This is a genomic window from Streptomyces sp. NPDC048001, assembly GCF_043203115.1.
GTDB lineage: Bacteria > Actinomycetota > Actinomycetes > Streptomycetales > Streptomycetaceae > Streptomyces > Streptomyces sanyensis.
Genome location: NZ_JBIDBN010000016.1, coordinates 38,656 through 57,436, shown reverse-complemented (window position 1 = coordinate 57,436; position 18,781 = coordinate 38,656). Strand labels below are relative to the sequence as shown.

The 18,781-nt window shown below is 74.1% G+C and carries 14 protein-coding genes; 7 read left to right on the top strand and 7 right to left on the bottom strand.

Annotated features, from left to right (window positions below):
- Positions 1-1,260: an acyltransferase gene (locus ACGF15_RS26290; RefSeq protein ID WP_345611737.1), complete on the bottom strand. Its 1,260-nt coding sequence runs from the start codon at positions 1,258-1,260 to the stop codon at positions 1-3.
- A gap of 300 nt (positions 1,261-1,560) precedes the next feature.
- On the opposite strand from ACGF15_RS26290, the gene ACGF15_RS26285 reads away from it, so the two are divergent.
- Together ACGF15_RS26285 and ACGF15_RS26280 are read left to right on the top strand one after the other, a co-directional pair.
- A complete protein-coding gene (locus ACGF15_RS26285) occupies positions 1,561-2,340 on the top strand; it encodes an alpha/beta fold hydrolase (RefSeq protein WP_256522505.1) in 780 nt (259 codons plus the stop codon).
- A gap of 144 nt (positions 2,341-2,484) precedes the next feature.
- A complete protein-coding gene (locus ACGF15_RS26280; protein WP_345611742.1) occupies positions 2,485-3,978 on the top strand; it encodes an MFS transporter in 1,494 nt (497 codons plus the stop codon).
- A gap of 103 nt (positions 3,979-4,081) precedes the next feature.
- Here the strand turns inward: ACGF15_RS26280 and pcaB are convergent, their stop codons facing one another.
- The 5 genes from pcaB to ACGF15_RS26255 all read right to left on the bottom strand — a co-directional run bounded on the left by pcaB (position 4,082) and on the right by ACGF15_RS26255 (position 10,930).
- On the bottom strand, positions 4,082-5,503 hold the full coding sequence (pcaB, locus tag ACGF15_RS26275; protein ID WP_345611744.1) for a 3-carboxy-cis,cis-muconate cycloisomerase: 1,422 nt from the start codon (positions 5,501-5,503) through the stop codon (positions 4,082-4,084).
- Complete coding sequence (locus ACGF15_RS26270; protein ID WP_345611746.1) at positions 5,500-7,485, bottom strand: FAD/NAD(P)-binding protein; 1,986 nt, start codon at positions 7,483-7,485, stop codon at positions 5,500-5,502. The genes pcaB and ACGF15_RS26270 overlap by 4 nt, the downstream gene beginning before the upstream one ends.
- The gene (locus tag ACGF15_RS26265; RefSeq protein WP_392802459.1) at positions 7,482-8,711 is read right to left on the bottom strand and encodes an FAD-dependent monooxygenase; all 1,230 of its coding nucleotides are present in this window, start codon (positions 8,709-8,711) and stop codon (positions 7,482-7,484) included. The genes ACGF15_RS26270 and ACGF15_RS26265 overlap by 4 nt, the downstream gene beginning before the upstream one ends.
- Positions 8,711-10,306 carry a class I adenylate-forming enzyme family protein gene (locus ACGF15_RS26260; protein ID WP_392802456.1) on the bottom strand — a complete coding sequence of 532 codons (1,596 nt, stop codon included), beginning with the start codon at positions 10,304-10,306 and terminating at the stop codon, positions 8,711-8,713. The genes ACGF15_RS26265 and ACGF15_RS26260 overlap by 1 nt, the downstream gene beginning before the upstream one ends.
- A 66-nt stretch (positions 10,307-10,372) precedes the next feature.
- Entirely contained in the window at positions 10,373-10,930 is a 558-nt protein-coding gene (locus ACGF15_RS26255; protein WP_345611753.1) for an SRPBCC family protein, read from the bottom strand.
- 358 nt (positions 10,931-11,288) lie between these two features.
- Here ACGF15_RS26255 and ACGF15_RS26250 point away from each other — a divergent pair, with 358 nt between their 5' ends.
- Positions 11,289-11,978: a TetR/AcrR family transcriptional regulator gene (locus ACGF15_RS26250; RefSeq protein ID WP_345611756.1), complete on the top strand. Its 690-nt coding sequence runs from the start codon at positions 11,289-11,291 to the stop codon at positions 11,976-11,978.
- A gap of 223 nt (positions 11,979-12,201) precedes the next feature.
- Positions 12,202-13,080 (top strand): class A beta-lactamase, encoded by an 879-nt coding sequence (gene bla / locus ACGF15_RS26245; RefSeq protein ID WP_392802452.1) that lies wholly within the window; start codon positions 12,202-12,204, stop codon positions 13,078-13,080.
- Between the two features lie 119 nt (positions 13,081-13,199).
- Here the strand turns inward: bla and ACGF15_RS26240 are convergent, their stop codons facing one another.
- On the bottom strand, positions 13,200-13,967 hold the full coding sequence (locus ACGF15_RS26240; protein WP_392802449.1) for a pirin-like C-terminal cupin domain-containing protein: 768 nt from the start codon (positions 13,965-13,967) through the stop codon (positions 13,200-13,202).
- Between the two features lie 248 nt (positions 13,968-14,215).
- On the opposite strand from ACGF15_RS26240, the gene ACGF15_RS26235 reads away from it, so the two are divergent.
- The 3 genes from ACGF15_RS26235 (at position 14,216) to ACGF15_RS26225 (ending at position 18,744) form a co-directional block, all read left to right on the top strand.
- The gene (locus tag ACGF15_RS26235; protein ID WP_392802446.1) at positions 14,216-14,776 is read left to right on the top strand and encodes an NADPH-dependent FMN reductase; all 561 of its coding nucleotides are present in this window, start codon (positions 14,216-14,218) and stop codon (positions 14,774-14,776) included.
- 479 nt (positions 14,777-15,255) lie between these two features.
- On the top strand, positions 15,256-16,953 hold the full coding sequence (locus ACGF15_RS26230; RefSeq protein ID WP_376428481.1) for a stealth family protein: 1,698 nt from the start codon (positions 15,256-15,258) through the stop codon (positions 16,951-16,953).
- 18 nt (positions 16,954-16,971) lie between these two features.
- Entirely contained in the window at positions 16,972-18,744 is a 1,773-nt protein-coding gene (locus tag ACGF15_RS26225) for a stealth conserved region 3 domain-containing protein (RefSeq protein ID WP_392802442.1), read from the top strand.
- Positions 18,745-18,781: the final 37 nt, after the last annotated feature.

Genomic DNA, 18,781 nt, shown 5'->3' with positions numbered 1-18,781 from the left:
TCACTCCTTGACGTCGGCGGTTGCGGGGGCGGGGGTGCGGCGGGCGCCGCGGGAGGAGGACCAGCGGCGGGTGACGGGCTTCTCCACCAGGGCGTACAGGGCCCAGGAGAGGACCACCGCGATACCGGCCGCGGCGATCAGCAGCAGGGTGGTGCCGAGCACCGAGTACATCTGCGTGCCGAGCAGTTCCCGGCCGTAGGCCAGCACGATGAAGTGCAGCAGGTAGAAGGCGAAGGAGATCTCCCCGAGCCAGACCATGGTGCGGTTGCGGAACGGGGTGAACCGGTTCTCCACGTCGGCGGTGGCGGTGGCCGCGATCAGCAGCACGATGGGGATGATGCAGGCGGCCCGCTGGGCGTACAGGTAGGGCACGTAGGCGGTCAGGACGTAGCCGCCGACCAGCAGCAGGCCCGACCAGACCATGCCGATGTTCTTCCAGCGGCCGCTGAGAACGGCGTGCGCGACCAGCATGCCGAGCGCGAAGTCGACCATCCGCACGGGCGGCAGCACGTAGGTCACCCAGTACTGCACCACGGAGCTCGCCTCGCCGCCGGGTATGCCGGGCGCGTCCGGGAGCAGCGCGTAGGCGAGCGCGGGGGTGGCGACGACCAGGGCGACGGCTCCGGCGATCCAGTACTTGAGGTGCTCGGCGCGGATGCGCCGGAAGACGTTGTTCAGCATCGGGAACGCGGCGTAGAAGACGGCCTCGGCGCCCAGGGACCAGCTGGGCGGGTCCACGCTGAAGTAGGTGGTGAACTCCGGGGACCACACCTGCACCATCAGCAGGTTGGCCACCGCGGTCCCGGTGGAGGTGTAGGCGGAGGCGAAGAGCACCATCGCCAGCACCCAGGCGACCACGTAGTTGGGGTAGATCTTCACGAACCGGCGGCGCCAGAACGCCCCGGCGGTGTCCTTCTCCCGCGCCGACCAGGTCAGCACGAAGCCGCTGAGCACGAAGAAGAACGTGACGCCGAGCGCGCCCGCCTGTCCGAAGAGCGCGTAGAAGTCCCCGACCGCCGCGTCGTCCTCCAGCAGCCGCAGCGCCGGGATCGGCAGGGCCGCGTGGTACAGGAACACCAGCAGGGCCGCGGGGAAGCGGAGCCCCGTCAGGGAGGGGAGCCGGGAGAGGGTGGAACCCGAGCGGGGAGGGGTGCCCTGCCGTGCGCGATCCGCCGTCGCGCCCCCGTCAGGCGGCGTCGCACCGGAACCCCCGACGGCGGCGGCCGACGGGGACACCCCGGTCATCTGGCCGTGAGCCATGAAATACCATCCTTGGATATGCAGTTGTCTTCTGGGACAAAGAGGGAATTCAACGGCTCATCGGGTGGCCGCCGCCCCTGATTAGACGGCACCCGCTCGATTTCGGTCATGGCCGGGGGAATAGTCTGTCAATTGCGCCGCCTGGCCGATTCCGCCCCCTTGCCGACCTGACAGATTGCCCCGCCGGCGCTCTCCCCCGCTCCCGCCGCTCCCCTATGTTGCCGATGGCGTTGCCCGTCGTCCGTAGCGACGGCGCGGCGCTTCGAGCAACTGGCACTGACGCTGCTGAAGGGGAATCACATGCCCATCGTGTCCGCGGGCGACGCTCGCGTGGACTACCAGGTACGCGGATCCGGTACCGGTCTCCTGTTCGTCCACGGCACCGGCTTCGGCGCCGAGGGGACCTGGGGCCACCTCGCCGACGCGTTCGCCGACGGCCGGTCGGTGCTGCTCCCGGACCTGTCCGGCTGCGGTGCCACCGAGGACGACGGCACCGAACTGACCGTCGAGCGGCTCGCCGCCCAGGTCATCGGCGTGATCGAGGACAACGGCGGGGAGCCCGTCGACCTCGTCGGCTTCTCGCTCGGCTCGGTGGTCTCCGCCACCGTCGCCGCCACCCGCCCGGACCTCGTGCGCCGGCTGGTGCTGACCGCGGGCTGGGCCGGACCGGAGGACGAGTACCTGCGGAACCTGATGACGGTCTGGCGCTCCCTGGCCGGCGACGCGGACGCCTTCGGCCGCTTCGGCACCATGACCGCCTTCAGCCGCACCTTCCTCAACACCGTGGGACGGGAGCAGTTGGAGGGCATCATCCAGGGCAACCAGCCCAGCGAGGGCGCGCTGCGCCACATCGACCTCAACCTGCGCGCCGACATCCGCGGCCTGCTGCCGAGGATCGAGTCCGAGACCCTGGTCATCGGCTGCACCCTCGACGCCACGGTGCCGGTGGAGCACTCCCGGGAACTGCACGCGGCCATCGCGAACAGCTCCTACGCGGAGCTGGAGAGCGGCCATGTGGTCGTCTACGAGAAGCCCGCGGAATTCGTCAAGCTGGTCCGGGACTTCATCGACAAGCCCTGAGACGACAGCTCCACCATTCATTCCTCCCTGAAACGGCGGGGCCGCGTGCGACCGGCCCCGCCTTTTCCATGCGCCGGTGCCCCGCGGCCCGTGCGCACCCAGCAGGCCGTCTTTTTCGAGAAGAGAAAAGAGAAAGGACCCCCCATGAACCCCGTGCAGGCCGACGGGACGGGCCCGGGAGCCTCCCGGCGCCGTCCGGCCCTCGTCCTGGCGCTCCTCGCGCTGGCCCAGCTCATCACGTCCCTCGACTACAACATCGTCTATGTCGCGCTGCCGGAGATCGGCGAGAGCCTGGCGTTCTCCTCGCAGACCCTCCAGTGGGTGGTCAGCGCCTACGCCGTGGTCTTCGGCGGCTTCCTGCTCCTCGGCGGCCGCGCCTCCGACCTGCTCGGCCGCCGCCGGATGTTCGTCACCGGCCTGGCGCTGTACGGCGTGGGCTCGCTGCTCGGCGGACTCGCGGACGCCTCGGAGCTCCTGGTCGCGGCCCGGGCCGTCCAGGGCCTCGGCGGCGCCTTCCTCTTCCCCGCCACCCTCTCCCTGGTGATCACCTCGTTCACCGAGGGCGCGCAGCGCAACCGGGCCCTCGCGGTGTGGGCGGGCGCCGGGGCGAGCGGCATGGTCCTCGGCTCGCTGCTGGGCGGTGTGCTGACGCAGGCCCTCGGCTGGGAGTCGGTCTTCTTCGTCAACGTGCCGCTGGCGGCCGTGGCGATCGCCCTCGCCTATGTGCTGATCCCGGCGGACGGCGCGCGGGCCGCGGGGCGCTCCTTCGACCTGCCGGGCGCGCTGACCGGCACCGCCGGCGCCACGCTGGTGGTGTTCTCCCTGGTCCAGGGTCCCGAGTCGGGCTGGGCCTCCGCCGTTGTGCTCGGCGCCGCCGCGGCCGGGCTGCTGCTGATCGCGGTGTTCCTGGCCATCGAGGTGCGCAGCGCCGAACCGCTGATGCCGCTGCGGCTGTTCCGCAACCGCAACCTGTCCACCGGTGTGGCCACGACCTTCATGTTCATGGCCACCTTCGGCTCGCTGCTCTACTTCCTGACGGTGTACTTCCAGGGCGTCCACGGCTACAGCGCGCTGGAGACCGGTGTGGCCTTCCTGGTCCCGATGGTGGCCGGTGTGGTCGGCTCGACCGTCGGCGGCCGGCTGGCGACCCGCTTCGGCGCCCGCACGACCATCCTCGCCAGCCTGGCCGTCGGCGCGGCGGGCACCCTGATGCTCGCCCTGCCGATGGACCCGTCCGGCTCCTACCTCGCCCTGGTGCCCGGCCTGATCGTGCTCAGCCTCGGCCAGGGAGCCCTCTACACCAGCATGTTCTCGGCCTCCTCGGCCGGTGTGGACCCGATGGAGCAGGGCATCGCCTCCGGCATCGTCTCCACCGGGCAGCAGGTCGGCGGTGCGGTCGGCCTGGCACTGCTGGTCGCCATCGCCAACTCCGTCACCGGCGACGGCGCCACCGGCGAGGCGCTGCGCGAGGCGACCACGGACGGCCTGCGCACGGCGGTGCTGGTCGCGGCGGGCGCCATGGTCGCCGCCATGGCCATCGCGCTGAACTTCCGCCGCCCGGAGCCGGAGCAGACGGCGCCCGCCGGTCCGGCGGACGAGCGTGCCGCGGACTCCGCACGGGAGTCGGTCGCCTCCTGAGCGCCCCGCCGCCCCCGGTTCCCCGTGGCCGGTGCCCCACAGCGGGGCACCGGCCACCGGCGTCGTGCGCGGCGTACCGCCGCGGGCCGGGCCCCGGGGCCGCTCAGCCGGCGGGGGCGGACGGATCCAGCGCCCTGTCCACCAGCTCGGCCGCGGCACCCGTGTACGCGGCGGGGTCGCAGAGGGCGGCCAGCGCGGCGCGGCCCGGGCGGACGCAGAGTTCGGGGGCCTCGGCGAGCAGGGCGTCCAGCAGACTGCCACCGCGCGCGGCCTCCGCCGACGCCCGGGTGAGCAGCCGTCGCGCGGCGGCCTTCCCGAGCCTCGGCGTGAGCACGGCGGCCAGGCGCTCCGAGACGATCCGGCTGCCCGTCAGCTCCAGGTTGGCGCGCATCCGCTCCGGGTCGGCGCGCAGCCCCTCGGCGAGTTCGGCGACGGTGTGCGCCGCGCCGCCGGTCAGCCGCAGGCACTCGCGCAGCGGCTGCCACTCCGCGTGCCAGGCGCCCGCGGAGCGCTCGTCCTCGGACACCAGGCACTGGGTGAGGCCCGCCGCGAGGACCGGCACCTGGAGCGCGGCGCTGCGGATCAGGGTGCTCAGCACGGGGTTGCGCTTGTGGGGCATGGCGGAGGAGCTTCCCCGGCCGCTCACCGCGGGCTCGGCCACCTCCGCCACCTCGGTCCGGGCCAGCGACTGCACATCCGCGGCGATCTTGCCCAGGGCGCCCGCGGTGAAGCCGAGGGCGCCCGCCAGGTCCGCGACCGGGGTGCGCAGGGAGTGCCAGGGCAGCACGGGGCGGGCGAGACCCGTCTCCGCGGCGAAGGAGTCCACCAGCCGGTCCAGGTACGCCCCCTGCTCCCACTCCGGGTCCCCGGTGTCGATCCGGGCGTACTCCAGGTATCCGGCCAGGGTCCCGGCGGCGCCCCCGAGGGACACGGGCAGGCCGCCGTCCAGGACCCGGCCGAGTCGGAGGTCGGCGTCGGCGACCAGCTGCCGCCAGCCGGCCGCCTTCAGGCCGAAGGTGGTGGGGACCGCCTGGAGGGCCAGGGTGCGCCCCGCCATGGCGGTGTCCCGGTGGGCGTCGGCGAGCCGGCCCAGCGCCCGGGACGCCCGGGCGAGGTCGGCCCGGACGAGGAGCAGCGCGCGGCGGGCGACCAGCATCGCCCCGGTGTCCAGGATGTCCTGGCTGGTGGAGCCGCGGTGCACGTACTCCGCCGCGGACGGGTCCGACCGGGCGACCTCCCGGGTCAGCTCCTGCACCAGGCCCACCACCGGGTTGGCCGTCTCCCGTGCGGCCAGCGCGATCGCCCGCATGTCGAAGCGCTCGGCGCGGGCCGCGAGGGTGATGGACTCGGCGGCGGCCTCCGGCACGGTGCCCAGCCGGGCCTGGGCCCGCGCCAGGGCGGCCTCGGAGTCCAGCATGGCCTGGAGCCAGGCGTGGTCGCAGACGGCGTACTCGACGGGCGTGCCGGCGCGGACGGGTGACAGCAGGCCCGTGTCGGCGGGCGGCCGGGAGTGCGCCGCGCTCACACCACCACCCCCGTCAGATCGGTCTCGGCGGGCAGGGGGCGGACCGGCGAGGGGACCGGGGAGGCCGGGGGCAGGGCGAGGACCGAGCGCGCGATCGCGTCCGAGTCGCCCAGGGTCACCGAGTCGACGCCCGGCCGGATGCCGGCCGCGGTCACCCAGTGCACGGACTCGGTGGGCACCCCGTAGGCGAAGCGGCGCGGGTGGGCGCGGCCGCGGGCGTCGAGCAGCCGGTAGGGGCGCTCGGTGACGGCGAGACCGCCGGACTCGTAGGCGTTCCCCCCGGTCCCGGGGATGCGGTAGGTGGTGCACTGCTCGGTGTCCAGCAGGTGGCGCAGCAGCGGGTCGTCCGTGCGCCGCAGGTCCGGCTCGGGGAGCCGGGCCTCGATGAGGACGCGGGCGCGGACCGCGGGTCCCGGCACCACCCGGGAGCCGGCCACGAAGGCCGCCTCCTCGGCGGAGGTGTCGATGCGTATCTCGGTGCCCGGGCCGGTCAGTTCGAGGACACCGGCCTCGATCAGCGCGATCATCTCCTCGATCCGGGACACCGGCGGCCCGATGGACAGGAAGGCGTTGAGCGGCGTGTACCAGCCCTCCAGGTCGTCGCGGTGGGAGTCGCCGTCCAGACCGCCGTGGTCGACGGCGAGCCGGATCTCGTTGCGCAGGTCCCGCAGGACGTCGAGGGCCGCCTTGAGCGGTCCGCTGAGGTTGCCCGCGCGCGCCTGGGCCACGTCCTCCGCCAGGTACGCCAGGAGCCACGCCCGGAACGCGCCCCGGTCGGCGAACTCCCGCTCCCCGTAGGGGCGGGAGAGGCGCTCCCAGTCCCAGCGGTCCTCCGCGGCGATGCCGTGGGCGTCCAGCAGGCGGTCCTGCTCCCGGGCGTCGGCCGCGGCCAGGTAGCGGTCGGTGAACGCCTCCCGCTCCGCGCCCCGGCCGCGGGAGGCGAGCAGGGCCCCGTAGTACACGGACTCCGCCTCCCGGGCCACCAGCGGCCACAGGTCGGTGGCGAAGCGGAGCCCCTCGCCGGTCTCGGAGCGGCGGCGCAGTTCGGTGATCCGCTCCGGGGTGAGCAGGCGCGGCAGGTAGCGGCCGTGGGCGCCCTTCTCGTTCTCGCCGCGGGAGTGGTACGGGATGCCCCGGCGGGAACTGGCGAACAGCATGGGCTCCCTGCCCGAGGGCAGGTAGACCAGGCGGCCGTCGATGCGCCGGAAGGAGCCGCCCCGGCCGACGGTGAACAGGGCCATGTGGTCGAAGAAGTTGAGGCCCAGTCCGCGCAGCAGCACGTTCTGCCCGGCCCGGATGCCGCTCAGGTCCAGATCCGCCGGGTTGGCGGGGGTGAGGTAGGTGAGGTGGTGGATCCGGGCGAGGCTGGCGGTCTTGGCCTCGCGCGGGGTGAGCCTGGCCGGGACGTGGCCCTGCGCCATGACGATGGCGTCCAGCTTGTTCAGCCGGGTGCCGTTCTCCAGGCGGACGCCCTGCGGGCCGCCCGGGACGCCGTGGGTGTCGGCCATCGCCACGGCGCGCGAGGGGTGGATCCGCACGGCGACGTGGGCGGGGGCGCCGTCCACCACGCGCAGGAACGCGGCGTGCAGATAGCGGCCGTAGAAGGCGCGGGTGGGGTAGGTGTCGGGGCCCAGCCGCCCGGCCTCGGTGACCGTGGCGGCGTCGTGGCCCGCCTCCTCGCCGCCCGCGGCGACCTGCCGCGCCCACTCGTACAGGCTCGGCCCGGGCTCGATGGGCCCGTCCGCGTTCACGCTGTCGTCGGTGTAGACGGTGATCTGCGAGGCGACGGTGTTCATCAGCAGGTGCTGCGACTGGTCCGGCCGCCACACCAGGCCCGATCCGGGGGCCGAGGGGTCGACGACATGGATGACCACCTCGGTGTGGGAGGGCTCCTTGCGCTCGTTGGCGCACAGCCGCTCCAGGACGGACAGGCCGCGCGGCCCGGCGCCGATGAGGCAGACCTCGATCCGGCTGGTGCTCATCGGGGCTCTCCGTTGCGTGTCGGGCCGGGCCCTTCGGGGGCTCCGGCGGTGGGGGCGAGGGCCTCGGACCCGTGCATCCAGGCCACGTAGTCGTGCAGGTCGTCCTCCGAGAGGGCGGACAGGCGGGCGTTGCGGGTGCTCGCGGCCGGTCCGGCGGCGTGCCAGAGCGCGATGCTCTGCCGGGCGAGGAGCTGGATCCGGGCGGTGCGCTCGCGGCGTTCGGCGTTGTACTTCTCGAAGCGCTGGGCCAGTTCGCCCGTGCCGCAGTCGAGCAGGTCGCCGAGGACGACGGCGTCCTCCAGGCCCTGGCAGGCGCCCTGGGCCACGTAGTGGAGCATCGGGTGGGCCGCGTCGCCGAGCAGGACGACCCGGCCGTCGGTCCAGGTGCCGACGGGGTCGCGGTCGATGAGGACCCAGGACTTCCAGCCCTCTCCGAGGTCCATCAGCCGCTGGGCGTCCTCGCCGAGGGCGGTGAACTCGTGGCGGACCTCCCCCTTGGTGGCGGGCACCCCCGCCAGCGCCTCCCGGGCGCCGTTGTCGCTGCTCGCGGCGAGGTTGAGGTACTTCCCGCCGGCGATCGGGTAGTGGACGAAGTGGCAGCCGGGGCCGGTCCACCAGGTCACCGAGGTGTTGTGGCGGAGCTCCGCGGGGACCTGCTCCATCGGGATGACGGCCCGGTAGACGGTGATGCCGGAGACGCGCGGCGCGCCGTCGCCGACGAGCTGCCCGCGGATGGCGGAGTGGATGCCGTCGGCGCCGATCACGGCGTCCGCGGTGATCCTCCGGCCGTCCGCGGTCAGGACGGCGGCGCCCGCCGCGTCCTGCTCGTAGCCGACCGCCGCGCAGCCGCTGCGGAGTTCGATCAGCTCGGAGGCGCGGCAGGCGTCGAGCAGCCGGCTGTGCAGTTCGGCCCGGTGGACCACGGCGTAGGGGTTGCCGAAGCGGGCGCGGTAGCGCTCGGTCAGCGGAAGGCTGACCACGTGCTCTCCGGTGACGCCGTCCATGAAGCGCAGCTCGTCCATGCGGACGGCGGTGGCGCGTACGGCGTCGCCGAGTCCGAGGCGGTCCAGGGCGTGGATGCCGTTGGGGGCGAGCTGGATGCCCGCGCCGATCTCGGCGAACTCGTCGGCGCGCTCCAGGACGAGGACGCGGTGTCCGTGGCGGACGGCAGCGAGGGCGGTGGCGAGCCCCCCGATACCGCCGCCGACGACGATGAGGTGCGGCATCAGACCTTCTCCTCGGCGGAACGGGCCCCGTCACCGGCGCCCGAGGCGAGCAGGCGGGCGAGTTCGAGGCGCTTGATCTTGGTGGTGGCGGTCTGCGGGAGGTCGCGCTGGCGCCACTGCACGGGGGCGGCCATCGGCGGCAGTCCGGCGGTGGCGGTCCGCCAGGTCCGCTCGTCGAGGGGCTTGTCGTCCCTGGTGCAGACGACGGGGACGGCCCGCCCGTCGGCGTCGGGGATGATGATGACCTCGGTCAGCTCCCCGATCCGGGAGAACAGGGTGTCCTCGGCGGCGAGCGTGGAGCCGAAGCCCTCGATGAGGTCGACCTCGCGGTCGAGCAGGTGCACGCAGCCCCATCTGGTGCGGTAGCCGACGTCGCCCATGCGCCACCAGCCGTCGTTGACCTGGGCGTCGTAGCGCTCCTGCTCGCCGAGGTAGGTGACGATCCGGCCGTCGCTGCGCACCTCGATGAAGCCGGGGTTGGTCTCCGACGGGGGCAGGCCGTTGCGGCTGACCACCCGCACGTCGGTCATGCCGGGGAAGGGCATGCCGACGCAGCGGCCGTCCGCTTCGAGGCCGCGGCGGCGGGAGAAGGAGCGCACCACGGCGGGCCCGACCTCGCTCTGGCCGTAGAGCTGGCCGAAGACGGGGGCGGTGCGGCGGCTGGCGCTCAGCAGGCGCTGGACGGTGCGCGGGTGGATGGCGTCGAAGGTGGAGCTGAAGAGCTTGACGTTGGCCAGCGGGCGGCGCGGGTCGTCCGCCAGTTCCTCCCACTCCATGAAGGAGTTGGGGTGGGCCTCCAGGATCCCGGGGCGCACCCGGGCGAACAGGTCGGCGGCCCGGCGCGGGTCGGAGTCGGCGAGGACCACGACGGGGTAGCCGCGCAGCAGGGAGATCGCCAGGGCGGTCATCAGGCGGGAGTGCACGAAGGACACGTGCATCGCGATGGTCTCGCGGCCCGTCAGCAGCGGCCTGGTGATCGCGGCCTGCGGGCGGTAGCGGGCCTGGAGGGTCCGGCTGGTGTGGACGGCGAGCTTGGGGGTGCCCGTGGTCCCGGAGGTGTGGGTGATGAGGGTGGGGTGCTCCGGGGGCATGTCGACCGCGGGGACGCGGGGGCAGCCGGCGAGCGAGGCCAGCTCGGTGGCGCCCTCGTGGCTGCCGGAGGTGAGCAGGACCCCTGCGGCCCTCTCGAAGACGGAGGCCGGCAGCTCCTTCTCCAGCTTCTCCTGGTCGGTGAGGAGGAAGGGCCGGTCCGTGCGCCGGACGAGTTCGGCGGCGGTCGCGCCGTCGAGCTTCGGCGACAGCAGCACCGGCACGGCGCCGATGCGGGCGGCCGCGCAGGCGAGCAGGGTGATGTCGAAGCCGTCGGACTTGTAGACGACCACCCGCCGGCCGGGGCGCACCTCGGCGGCCCAGAGGCGGGAGGCGAAGTCGTCGACCAGGTCGGCTACTTCGGGGACCGTGGCGCGGCGCCCGAGGGCGGGGGCGATGTCCAGGTCGTGGTCGAGTATCAGGACGTTGGTGGGATGCTTGCGCGCGGCCCGCTCGAAGAGCGTGCCGAGCCGGATCCCCTTGTTTCCGATGCGCTGCAGGATCATCGTGCTGCCTTCCTCACCGTGAGGTCTGGTGGCGTCGGGTGTGCGGGTGCGGGGGCGGGTGCCCGGTCAGCCGTTCTTCTCGATCACGGCCCTGATCCGGTGGAGGGTCTCGGCGAGGTCGCCGGCCACCTTCTCGCCCCACTCGGCGAAGAAGGCCCGCTTGCGGTCGTCGTCCATCTCGGCGGTGATGCCGCGGATGCCCTCGGTGGGCGCGTCCATCCGGAAGTGGTGGACCAGGAGGGTGCCGTCGCCGTCCGGCTCGACGTCGAAGGCCCAGACGCTCTGCTGGCGTTCGCCCCTGCTGTCGTGCATGGCCCAGCGGAAGGTGCGGCCGGGCTCGGCGGCGACCACCTCCGCGTGGGTGGTCCAGGTGCCGCGGACGACCGGCGCCCAGGCGACGACCTCCGGGCTGCGCTCGTTCTCGCCCCGGAACACCGAGCCCACGGCGCCCGCCTCGCCCGTCACCCAGGAGCCGCCGCGGCACTCGGGGCTCCACTCGCCGCTGCGGGGAAGGTCGCTGACGATGCGGTAGACGGCGTCCGGTGCGGCCGCGACGCGGATCTCGGCGCGGGAGGCGAACAGCGGTGCGGTGACGCCGGTGTCCGCGGTGGTCTGGTTGCTCACGGGGTACCCCCTGGTGGTCGGTGTGCCTGATGGCCGGTGTGCCTGGTGGCACGGGACGGTGCGCGGCGGGCTTCGGCGCGTGGTGCGCCGGGGGCCGCCGCGTCGTGTGCGGTGTGCGGGCGTGCCGCGTGGTGCGGGCGCGCCGGGCGGGGTGCCCGGCACGTGGTGCGCGGCCTCGCTCCGGGCGCCTCGGTTGCGGGCGGGAGCGGGTGGTGAGGCGGTGCACACGGGCGCACCGCACGGTTCCGCGGGAGTGGCCGGTCGGTCACTCCCGGCGAACTGAACAATACAGTTCAGTTCAATTGAACGCAACGGTTCACTTGGACCTAGACTGCGGGGACGACGCAGGAGGAACCAGATGGACAGCACCGCACCGGGGAACCCGGCCGCCGAGGACGCCCGCGCACCGCAGCCGCCCGTGCCCTCGGGCGCCAGGGCGGCCCGCAAGAGGCAGGCGATCCTCCAGGCCGCCCGCCGGGTCTTCCTGCGCGAGGGCTTCGCCGCCGGGGTGGACCTGCTGGCCTCCGAGGCGGGCGTGTCCAAGGTGACGATCTACAACCACTTCGGCAGCAAGGAGAGCCTCTTCCACGCCGTCATCGGCCAGACCCTCGACGACGCGCTCTCCGAGGCGGAGTCGGTGATACAGGCCCGCCTGGCCGAGTCCGAGGACGTGCGCGCCGACCTGCTGGAGGCGTGCCGGACCTGGGTGGCGGGCCTCATCGCACCGGACGTGATGGCCCTGCGCCACCTCATCGCCGGGGAGCGCCGCCGCTTCCCCGAACTCGGCGCCACCTGGCAGGACCGCGGACCGGGCCGCCAGCACGCCGCCCTGGCCGCCGCCCTGGGGCGCCTGGACGAGCGCGGGCTGCTGCGCATCCCCGACATGGAGCTGGCCGTGCTCCAGCTCTCGGGGCTCGTGCTCTCCCCGCACCTGGTCTACGGAACCTACGGCACGGAGATGCCGCCCGAGCTGACCGACCGGCTCATCCGCGGGGGAGTCGACGTCTTCCTGCACTACTACGGCACCGAAGAGGTCTCCCGGCCCTGACCCCCGAGCCGTTCCCTCCCCGGGCCGAGAGCCGGGCAGGGGGATCGGCGCCGGGGCGCGCGGCCGGGCGGCCCGCGGTCCGGCCCGGCCGACGGCCGGATCCCGACGGTGCCCGGAGCCCCCGGGCACCGGCCGGCGGCCCGCGGTCCGGCCCGGCCCGCAAGGCGCTCGTTAGCCTCGGGAAACGCCGTCTCACCGGACGAAACGGGGATCGCCTGTGCCCATGACCCGCCGTGCCTCGCTCACCGCGCTGACCGCCGCGGCCCTGGCCCCGGCCCTCGGGGGCCGCGCCGCCGGGGCCGCCCACGCGGCGCCCTCCGCAGCACCCCGCGCCGCCTTCGCCCGCCTGGAGCGGGAGTTCGACGCCCGGCTCGGGGTCCACGCCCGGGACACCGGGAGCGGGCGCACCGTCGCGTACCGCGCGGACGAGCGGTTCGCCTACGCCTCCACCTTCAAGGCGCTCGCCGCGGGTGCCGTGGTGCGGAAGAACTCACCCGCGGGCCTGGACCGCCTCGTCCGCTACACCGCGGCGGACCTGGTCGACTACTCACCGGTCACCGGGCAGCACGTCGGCACGGGCATGACGCTCGCCGCCCTCTGCGACGCGGCCGTGCGCTTCAGCGACAACACGGCCGGCAACCTGCTGCTGCGCGACCTCGGCGGCCCCCGGGGCCTCGGGCGGGCGCTGGCCTGCCTGGGCGACCGGGTGACCCGGCCGGTCCGCTGGGAGCCCGAGCTCAACGAGGCCGTGCCCGGCGACGTCCGCGACACCAGCACCCCGCGCGCGCTCGCCGCCGACCTGGGCGCCTATGTCCTCGGCGACGCGCTCGGGGCCGAGGGGAGGGCCCTGCTCACGGACTGGCTGAGGCGCAACACCACCGGTGGCACCCTGGTGCGCGCGGGCGTCCCGGCCGACTGGGTGGTCGGGGACAAGACGGGTTCGGCGGGCTACGGCACCCGCAACGACATCGCCGTCGCCTGGCCCCCCGGCCGCGCCCCGATCGTCCTCGCCGTGCTCTCCAGCCGGGACGCCCCGGACGCCGGACGGGACGACCGCCTCGTCGCCCGGGCCGCCGAGCTCGTTGCCGCGGCCCTGGGGTAGAGCCGGCCCGGCGGGGTCGCTCCTCGCCCGGCGGGGCGGTCACGCTCCGGGCCCGGCAGGGGCGGGAGGACCGGGCCCGGCGGCCGTGCTCCGGCCCCCGGTACCCGGCCCCGGGGCGGTCACCCTCCGGGCCGTGCGGACAGCAGCAGGAGGTCCGCACCCACCGGGCCGCCCGCCATGCGGACGGCCGCACCGCCCTCGGCGAGCACGGCCAGCTCCCCCTCGCCCACCTCCCGCCCGGCGACGCGGCCGTCCCCCGCCAGGACGTAGACGGCCGCGAGATGCCGCGCGGGCGCGGGCAGTTCGGCCGCCGCTCCCGGGGCGAGCGAGACGTGCACCGCGGTCACGCCCGCACCCGCGTCCAGGGGGCCGGCGACCCCGCAGGCCCGCCCGGCGAGGACCCGGAACCAGGTGCCGTCCAGGCGCCGCACCACCGGAGCAGGACCGGGGCGGAGCGAGGCGGGCCCGTCGCCGGGAGGCCCGGCGTTCGGCCCCCGGAGCACGCGCAGCTGGTGGTGGAGGCCGCCGGGCGCGGCGAGCGGGGTGCCGAAGGGCTCGGCCGCGTCCCCGCACCGGAGCACCACCGCGCCCGGGGGGACGCTCCGCCGCGGGCCGGAGCCGCCGGGACGCAGGAGCCCCCCGTCCAGCACATAGGCGAAGGAGCCGTCGCCACCGGGGCACGAAGGACGCGCAGCGGCGGGAGGCGGGCAGGAGGGAATGCCGGGGCCGATCTGCTCGACCGTCAGGAAGGCCGCCGAGGGGCCGGTCCGGGTGCCCGGCAGCGCGGCACGGCGCACGGGGAGCCCCGAGTCCAGCGGTGTGCGGGCGGAGGGGAGCACGGCGGCGACGCTCCGGTGGGCGGCGGTGTCGGTGGGTCGGGTGCGCATGCGGCCCTCTCTCCCCTCGGGAGGTTATGTGAACTGAACAGTTCAGTTTATCTATAGCGCGGGGGCGGACCCGGGGGCAAGTGCCCGTACCGGCCGCCCTCCGCTCACAGCTGACACAGTCCCGCGGACCCGATTGCCCCTCGGCGCCCCGCCCGAGCAGACTCCTGCCCGTTCCCCGCGTTCCCCCTGCGGGGCGGCCGCCGACCCCCGGCGGCCGCCCCCGACCAGCGTTTGTGGAAGGACCGTTCATGGCCGATCTCAAGATCCTGGCGATCTCCGGAAGCCTGCGCGCCGCCTCGTTCAACAGCTCCCTGGTACGCGCCGCGCAGAAGTTCGCCCCCGGTGGCATCGCCGTCGAGATCTACGACGGCCTGCGCGACATCCCCCCGTACGACTCCGACGCCGACGGCGACACCCCGCCCCCGTCCGTCGTCGACCTGCGCCGCCGCATCAGCGCGGCGGACGGCCTGTTCATCGCCACCCCCGAGTACAACTACGGCATCCCCGGGGTGCTGAAGAACGCCCTGGACTGGGCGAGCCGCCCCGCCGTCGGCTCCTCCCTCGCCGGCAGGCCCATCGCCCTCGCCGGTGCCGCGCCCACCAACTTCGGCACCGTGCGCGCCCAACTCGCCCTGCGCCAGATGTTCCTGTGGACGGACTCCCGGGTGGTCGGCAAGCCCGAACTCCAGATCTTCCGCGCACACGAGCGCTTCGACGAGGCCGGGAACCTGACCGACGAGACCACGATCGAGCTGCTCCGCCAGCTGCTCGCCGCCCTCGCGGCGAAGATCGGCGAGACCCGGGCGTAGGCCCCCCGGTACGGACGGCGGGGCGCGTAGGCCCCGGTACGGACGGCGGGGCGCGGCCGCTCGCTCGCTCTGCCGTGGGAGCGTGGCGGCACCCGCTCGACCCACGGCCCGGGCTCGGGCTCGGGCCCGGGCTCCGCGAGGGCGATGTCCACCACCGGGTTGACGTCCGCCCGGCCCGTGAGCGGGGGCCCGGCGCTCCGGCCGACTCCGTCGCGGCGGAGGGGAATGCGCTGCACCGCGCCCCGGCCGCGGCCCCGGACCCGCCCGGGGGTGCCGGGCGCATGGAGGAGCGGCCCGGTCACGGCCGCGGGGTGCGGGCCACTCGTGAGTGTGGGCTTCGCCCCATCACGGGGTCCGGAGGCCGCTGGAGGGGTGGTCGGGCCCGAGCCTAAATTATGGTGAACTCTTCCATACCCTAGTGCCACGTCCACCTGTCCGGTCAGCGCAGGTGTAGCGGTTCAGATGAGGAGCACAGAATCGTGACCGTGCGTTCCTTTGCGCGGCGGATGCGTCCGCGAGTCGAGCGGAAAGCCGCCGAGCGGGTCTGGCAGCTGCGTACCATGCGGCGGCGCCGCAGAGCAGCGGACACGGACCCGGTGCTGCGCCCGGTCACCGTGCGCGGCCAGCAGTTCTACGGGCGGATGGTGACGGAGTTCACAGCCGCCGGTGCGGCCGCCGCCAACCTCGACCTGGTGGTCGCCGCGCTGGAGAAGGAGGACATCGCCTACTTCCTCCTCCCGACCTCCCGCACCCGGCACGTGGTGGGCGTCAACGCCGTGGACCGCGGCCGGCTCCTCGACGCGCTCGAGTCGATGTACGCGGACAGGGCGGTCTTCATCGGCTGGCCCCTGCCCGGCGGGCAGCTCAAGCATCCGGCGATGTTCCTGGACGGCGTCCTGCCCGCCGGGCTGCGTACCGCCCCGGTGCTGCGGATCGGGGAGAACCACCTCGGCCCCAAGGGCCAGCTGCTGGCGGGCCCGGAGCTGGCCTGCGACGTGGAGTTCTGGGAGGACGGCGGGCAGCTGCTGGCCACCGCCGACGGCGAGAGCCGCCTGGCCAAGGTGCAGCCGCAGGCGTCGCAGGACATATTCGCCGAGTCCCTGGTCGCTCCGCGCAACAACGGCCTCACGGACGTGCTGCCCGCCGCCGAGCAGCAGCCGGTGACGGTGCGGGTCGGCGAGCGGGAGCTGCCCAGCTTCGCGCCGCTCACCCTGCCCACCCCGAGCCGGGCGACCTTCCCCGTCGACGTCGTCTACACCTGGGTCGACGGCGAGGAGCCGGAGATGCGGGCGAAGCGGGCCCGGTACCAGGAGCGCGGCACCGCCGAGATCCTGGACAAGGAGACCAACGCCTCCCGCTACACCAGCCACGACGAGCTGAAGTACTCGCTGCGCTCCCTGGCGATGTACGCCGACTTCGTGCGGCACATCTACATCGTCACCGACGGCCAGAAGCCGCACTGGCTGGACGACACCGCCGAGGGCATCACGGTCGTCGACCACCGCGACATCTTCCCCGAGGGTGTGCTGCCGGTGTTCAACTCGCACGCGATCGAGACCCGGCTGCACCACATCCCGGGCCTGTCCGAGCACTACCTGTACTTCAACGACGACGTGTTCGCCGGACGCCGCATCACCCCGGAGCACTTCTTCCACGGCAGCGGCCTGATGAGGGTCCCGGTGTCCCCGCTGAAGATCGGCGTCGGCAAGCCGCACGCCGAGGAGACGGCCACCAACTCCGCCAGCAAGAACGTACGGGCGCTGCTGCTGGAGAAGTTCGGCAAGATCACCACGAACAACTTCATGCACACCCCGCTGCCCCAGCACCGCGGCACGCTTCAGGAGATCGAGGAGCTGTTCGCGGAGGACGTGCAGCGGACCATGGGGTCGCGCTTCCGCTCCCCGACGGACATCGCCGTCACCGCGCCGCTGCTGTACAACTACGCGCTCATGGCGGGCCGCGGAGTCCCGGGCCGGTACAACTTCCGGTACGTCAACATCAGCCGTCCGGACGCCGACAAGCGCCTCTCCGACCTGCGGTCCACCCGGCGCTTCGACTTCTTCTGCCTCAACGACGTCGACGTGGCGCCGGAGGAGCGGGAGCAGGTCCAGGCCCGTATGGCCGCCTTCCTGGAGGACTACTTCCCCTTCCCCAGCCCCTTCGAGAAGCGGAACTGACGGGCCGGGGCCATGCGGATGCGCGAACTCCTGCCGGTCCCGGCGGCCCTGCGGGCCGCCCGGGACCTGCTGCTGCGCCTGCGGCTGTGGTCGGCGGCCCGGCTGTGGCCGCTGCTCAGGTCCCGGCCCCGCCGCCGGCTGCGGCGCGCCGTGCCCGGGCTGCGCAGGGTGTCCTTCGGCCCGCTCCGGCTGTACGGGCCCACGGTCGCCCGCTACACCGCCGCGGAGGCCGCCGAGGCCGACCTCGACCAGGTGTGCACGCTGCTGGAGTCCTCGGGCGTGCCGTACTTCCTGGTCCCCGTCGAGCACGGGAGCGGCACACCCCGGCAGGTCGTCGGTGTCGCGGAGGAGCACCGCGCGACGGTGCTGGCGGGGGCCCGGCGGCAGTTCGCGGGCACCGCGGCGTACGTCGGTGCCGTCGCCCCCGACGGCACCGTGCCGACCGCGGTGCTGTGGGCCGACGGCCGGCTGCCGGGCGCCCTGCGCCGCGCGGCGGTGCTGCGCACCGGCCTGGTCCGGCTCGGCCCCGTCGGGCAGGTGCTCAGCGGCCTGGAGGCCGGCTGCGACATCGAGTTCTGGCGGCAGGGCCGGGACCTCGGCGGCGACCCCGCCCATCTGAGCGTTCCCGGGGAGCAGTTGGAGGACGTGTTCGGCACCGCCCTGGTCGCCCCGCGCCGCAACCCGGTCTCCGAGGTCCTGCCCGAGGCGGCCCGCGAGACGGCCACGGCACGCGGGCACCGGCGCACGGTGCCGACGTTCACGGCGTTCGCCGAGCCAGGCGTCGACGAGGTGCTGTTCCCGGTCGACGCGGTGTACACCTGGGTCGACGGCAACGACCCGGCGATGGCCGCCAAGCGCCGCGCGCACCAGGAGCGGTCCGACAACGACATCGCCGCGCGCGAGACCGGCGACTCCCGGTACACCAGCCACGACGAACTGAAGTACGCACTACGCTCCCTGGAGATGTACGCCGGTTTCGTCCGGAACGTCTATCTCGTCACCGACGCGCAGGTGCCGTCCTGGCTGGACCCCGGGGCGGAGGGGCTGACCGTGGTCGACCACCGGGACATCCTCCCGGCGGACGCGCTGCCGGTGTTCAACTCGCACGCCATCGAGAGCCGCCTGCACCACATCCCGGGCCTGTCGGACCACTTCCTCTACTTCAACGACGATGTGTTCGTGAACCGCCCGGTGGGCGCCGCCCACTTCTTCCACGGCAACGGCATCGCCCGCATCCCGTTCTCGCCGCTGAAGCTCGGGGTGGGCGCACCGCATCCGCTGGAGCCCGCGCCGAACTCGGCCGGCAAGAACACCCGCGAGGTGATCCGGCGGTTCCACGGGCGGCAGATCACCCGCAAGTCGCTGCACACCCCGCATCCGCAACTGCTGTCGGTGATGCGGGAGATGGAGAGCCTCGGCATCGAGGAGCTGCGGCGTACGTCGTACTCCCGGTTCCGCTCCACCTCCGATCTGGCGCCGGCCTCCACGCTGCACCACCACTGGGCGATCGCCACCGGGCGCGCCGTGCCGGCGGAGTACCTGTTCCGCTATGTGCAGCTGGGCTCGCCGGACATGAAGCAGCGGCTGGCGCGGCTGGCGGCGGGCGAGGACATCGACTTCTTCTGCCTGAACGACGTGGACACACCGCCCGCGGCGCGGGCGGCGGCCCAGCGGGCGATCGGCGCCTTCCTGGAGCGCAGGTACCCCTTCCCGAGCCGCTTCGAGCGCCGGGCCGGCACGCCGGAGAAGAAGGTTCCGCGCCAGCAGGCGGCGGCCCGGCAGCGGCACTGACACACCGGGTGGCCGCCGCGGCGGCCGCCCGGCACCG

What these genes read in the sequence shown, in the direction of transcription:
- ACGF15_RS26290 (WP_345611737.1), bottom strand. Translation starts at nt 1,260, where the DNA reads ATGGCTCACGGCCAGATGACCGGGGTGTCCCCGTCGGCCGCCGCCGTC.
- ACGF15_RS26285 (WP_256522505.1), top strand. Translation starts at nt 1,561, where the DNA reads ATGCCCATCGTGTCCGCGGGCGACGCTCGCGTGGACTACCAGGTACGC.
- ACGF15_RS26280 (WP_345611742.1), top strand. Translation starts at nt 2,485, where the DNA reads ATGAACCCCGTGCAGGCCGACGGGACGGGCCCGGGAGCCTCCCGGCGC.
- ACGF15_RS26270 (WP_345611746.1), bottom strand. Translation starts at nt 7,485, where the DNA reads ATGAGCACCAGCCGGATCGAGGTCTGCCTCATCGGCGCCGGGCCGCGC.
- ACGF15_RS26265 (WP_392802459.1), bottom strand. Translation starts at nt 8,711, where the DNA reads ATGCCGCACCTCATCGTCGTCGGCGGCGGTATCGGGGGGCTCGCCACC.
- ACGF15_RS26260 (WP_392802456.1), bottom strand. Translation starts at nt 10,306, where the DNA reads ATGATCCTGCAGCGCATCGGAAACAAGGGGATCCGGCTCGGCACGCTC.
- ACGF15_RS26250 (WP_345611756.1), top strand. Translation starts at nt 11,289, where the DNA reads ATGGACAGCACCGCACCGGGGAACCCGGCCGCCGAGGACGCCCGCGCA.
- bla (WP_392802452.1), top strand. Translation starts at nt 12,202, where the DNA reads ATGACCCGCCGTGCCTCGCTCACCGCGCTGACCGCCGCGGCCCTGGCC.
- ACGF15_RS26240 (WP_392802449.1), bottom strand. Translation starts at nt 13,967, where the DNA reads ATGCGCACCCGACCCACCGACACCGCCGCCCACCGGAGCGTCGCCGCC.
- ACGF15_RS26235 (WP_392802446.1), top strand. Translation starts at nt 14,216, where the DNA reads ATGGCCGATCTCAAGATCCTGGCGATCTCCGGAAGCCTGCGCGCCGCC.
- ACGF15_RS26225 (WP_392802442.1), top strand. Translation starts at nt 16,972, where the DNA reads ATGCGCGAACTCCTGCCGGTCCCGGCGGCCCTGCGGGCCGCCCGGGAC.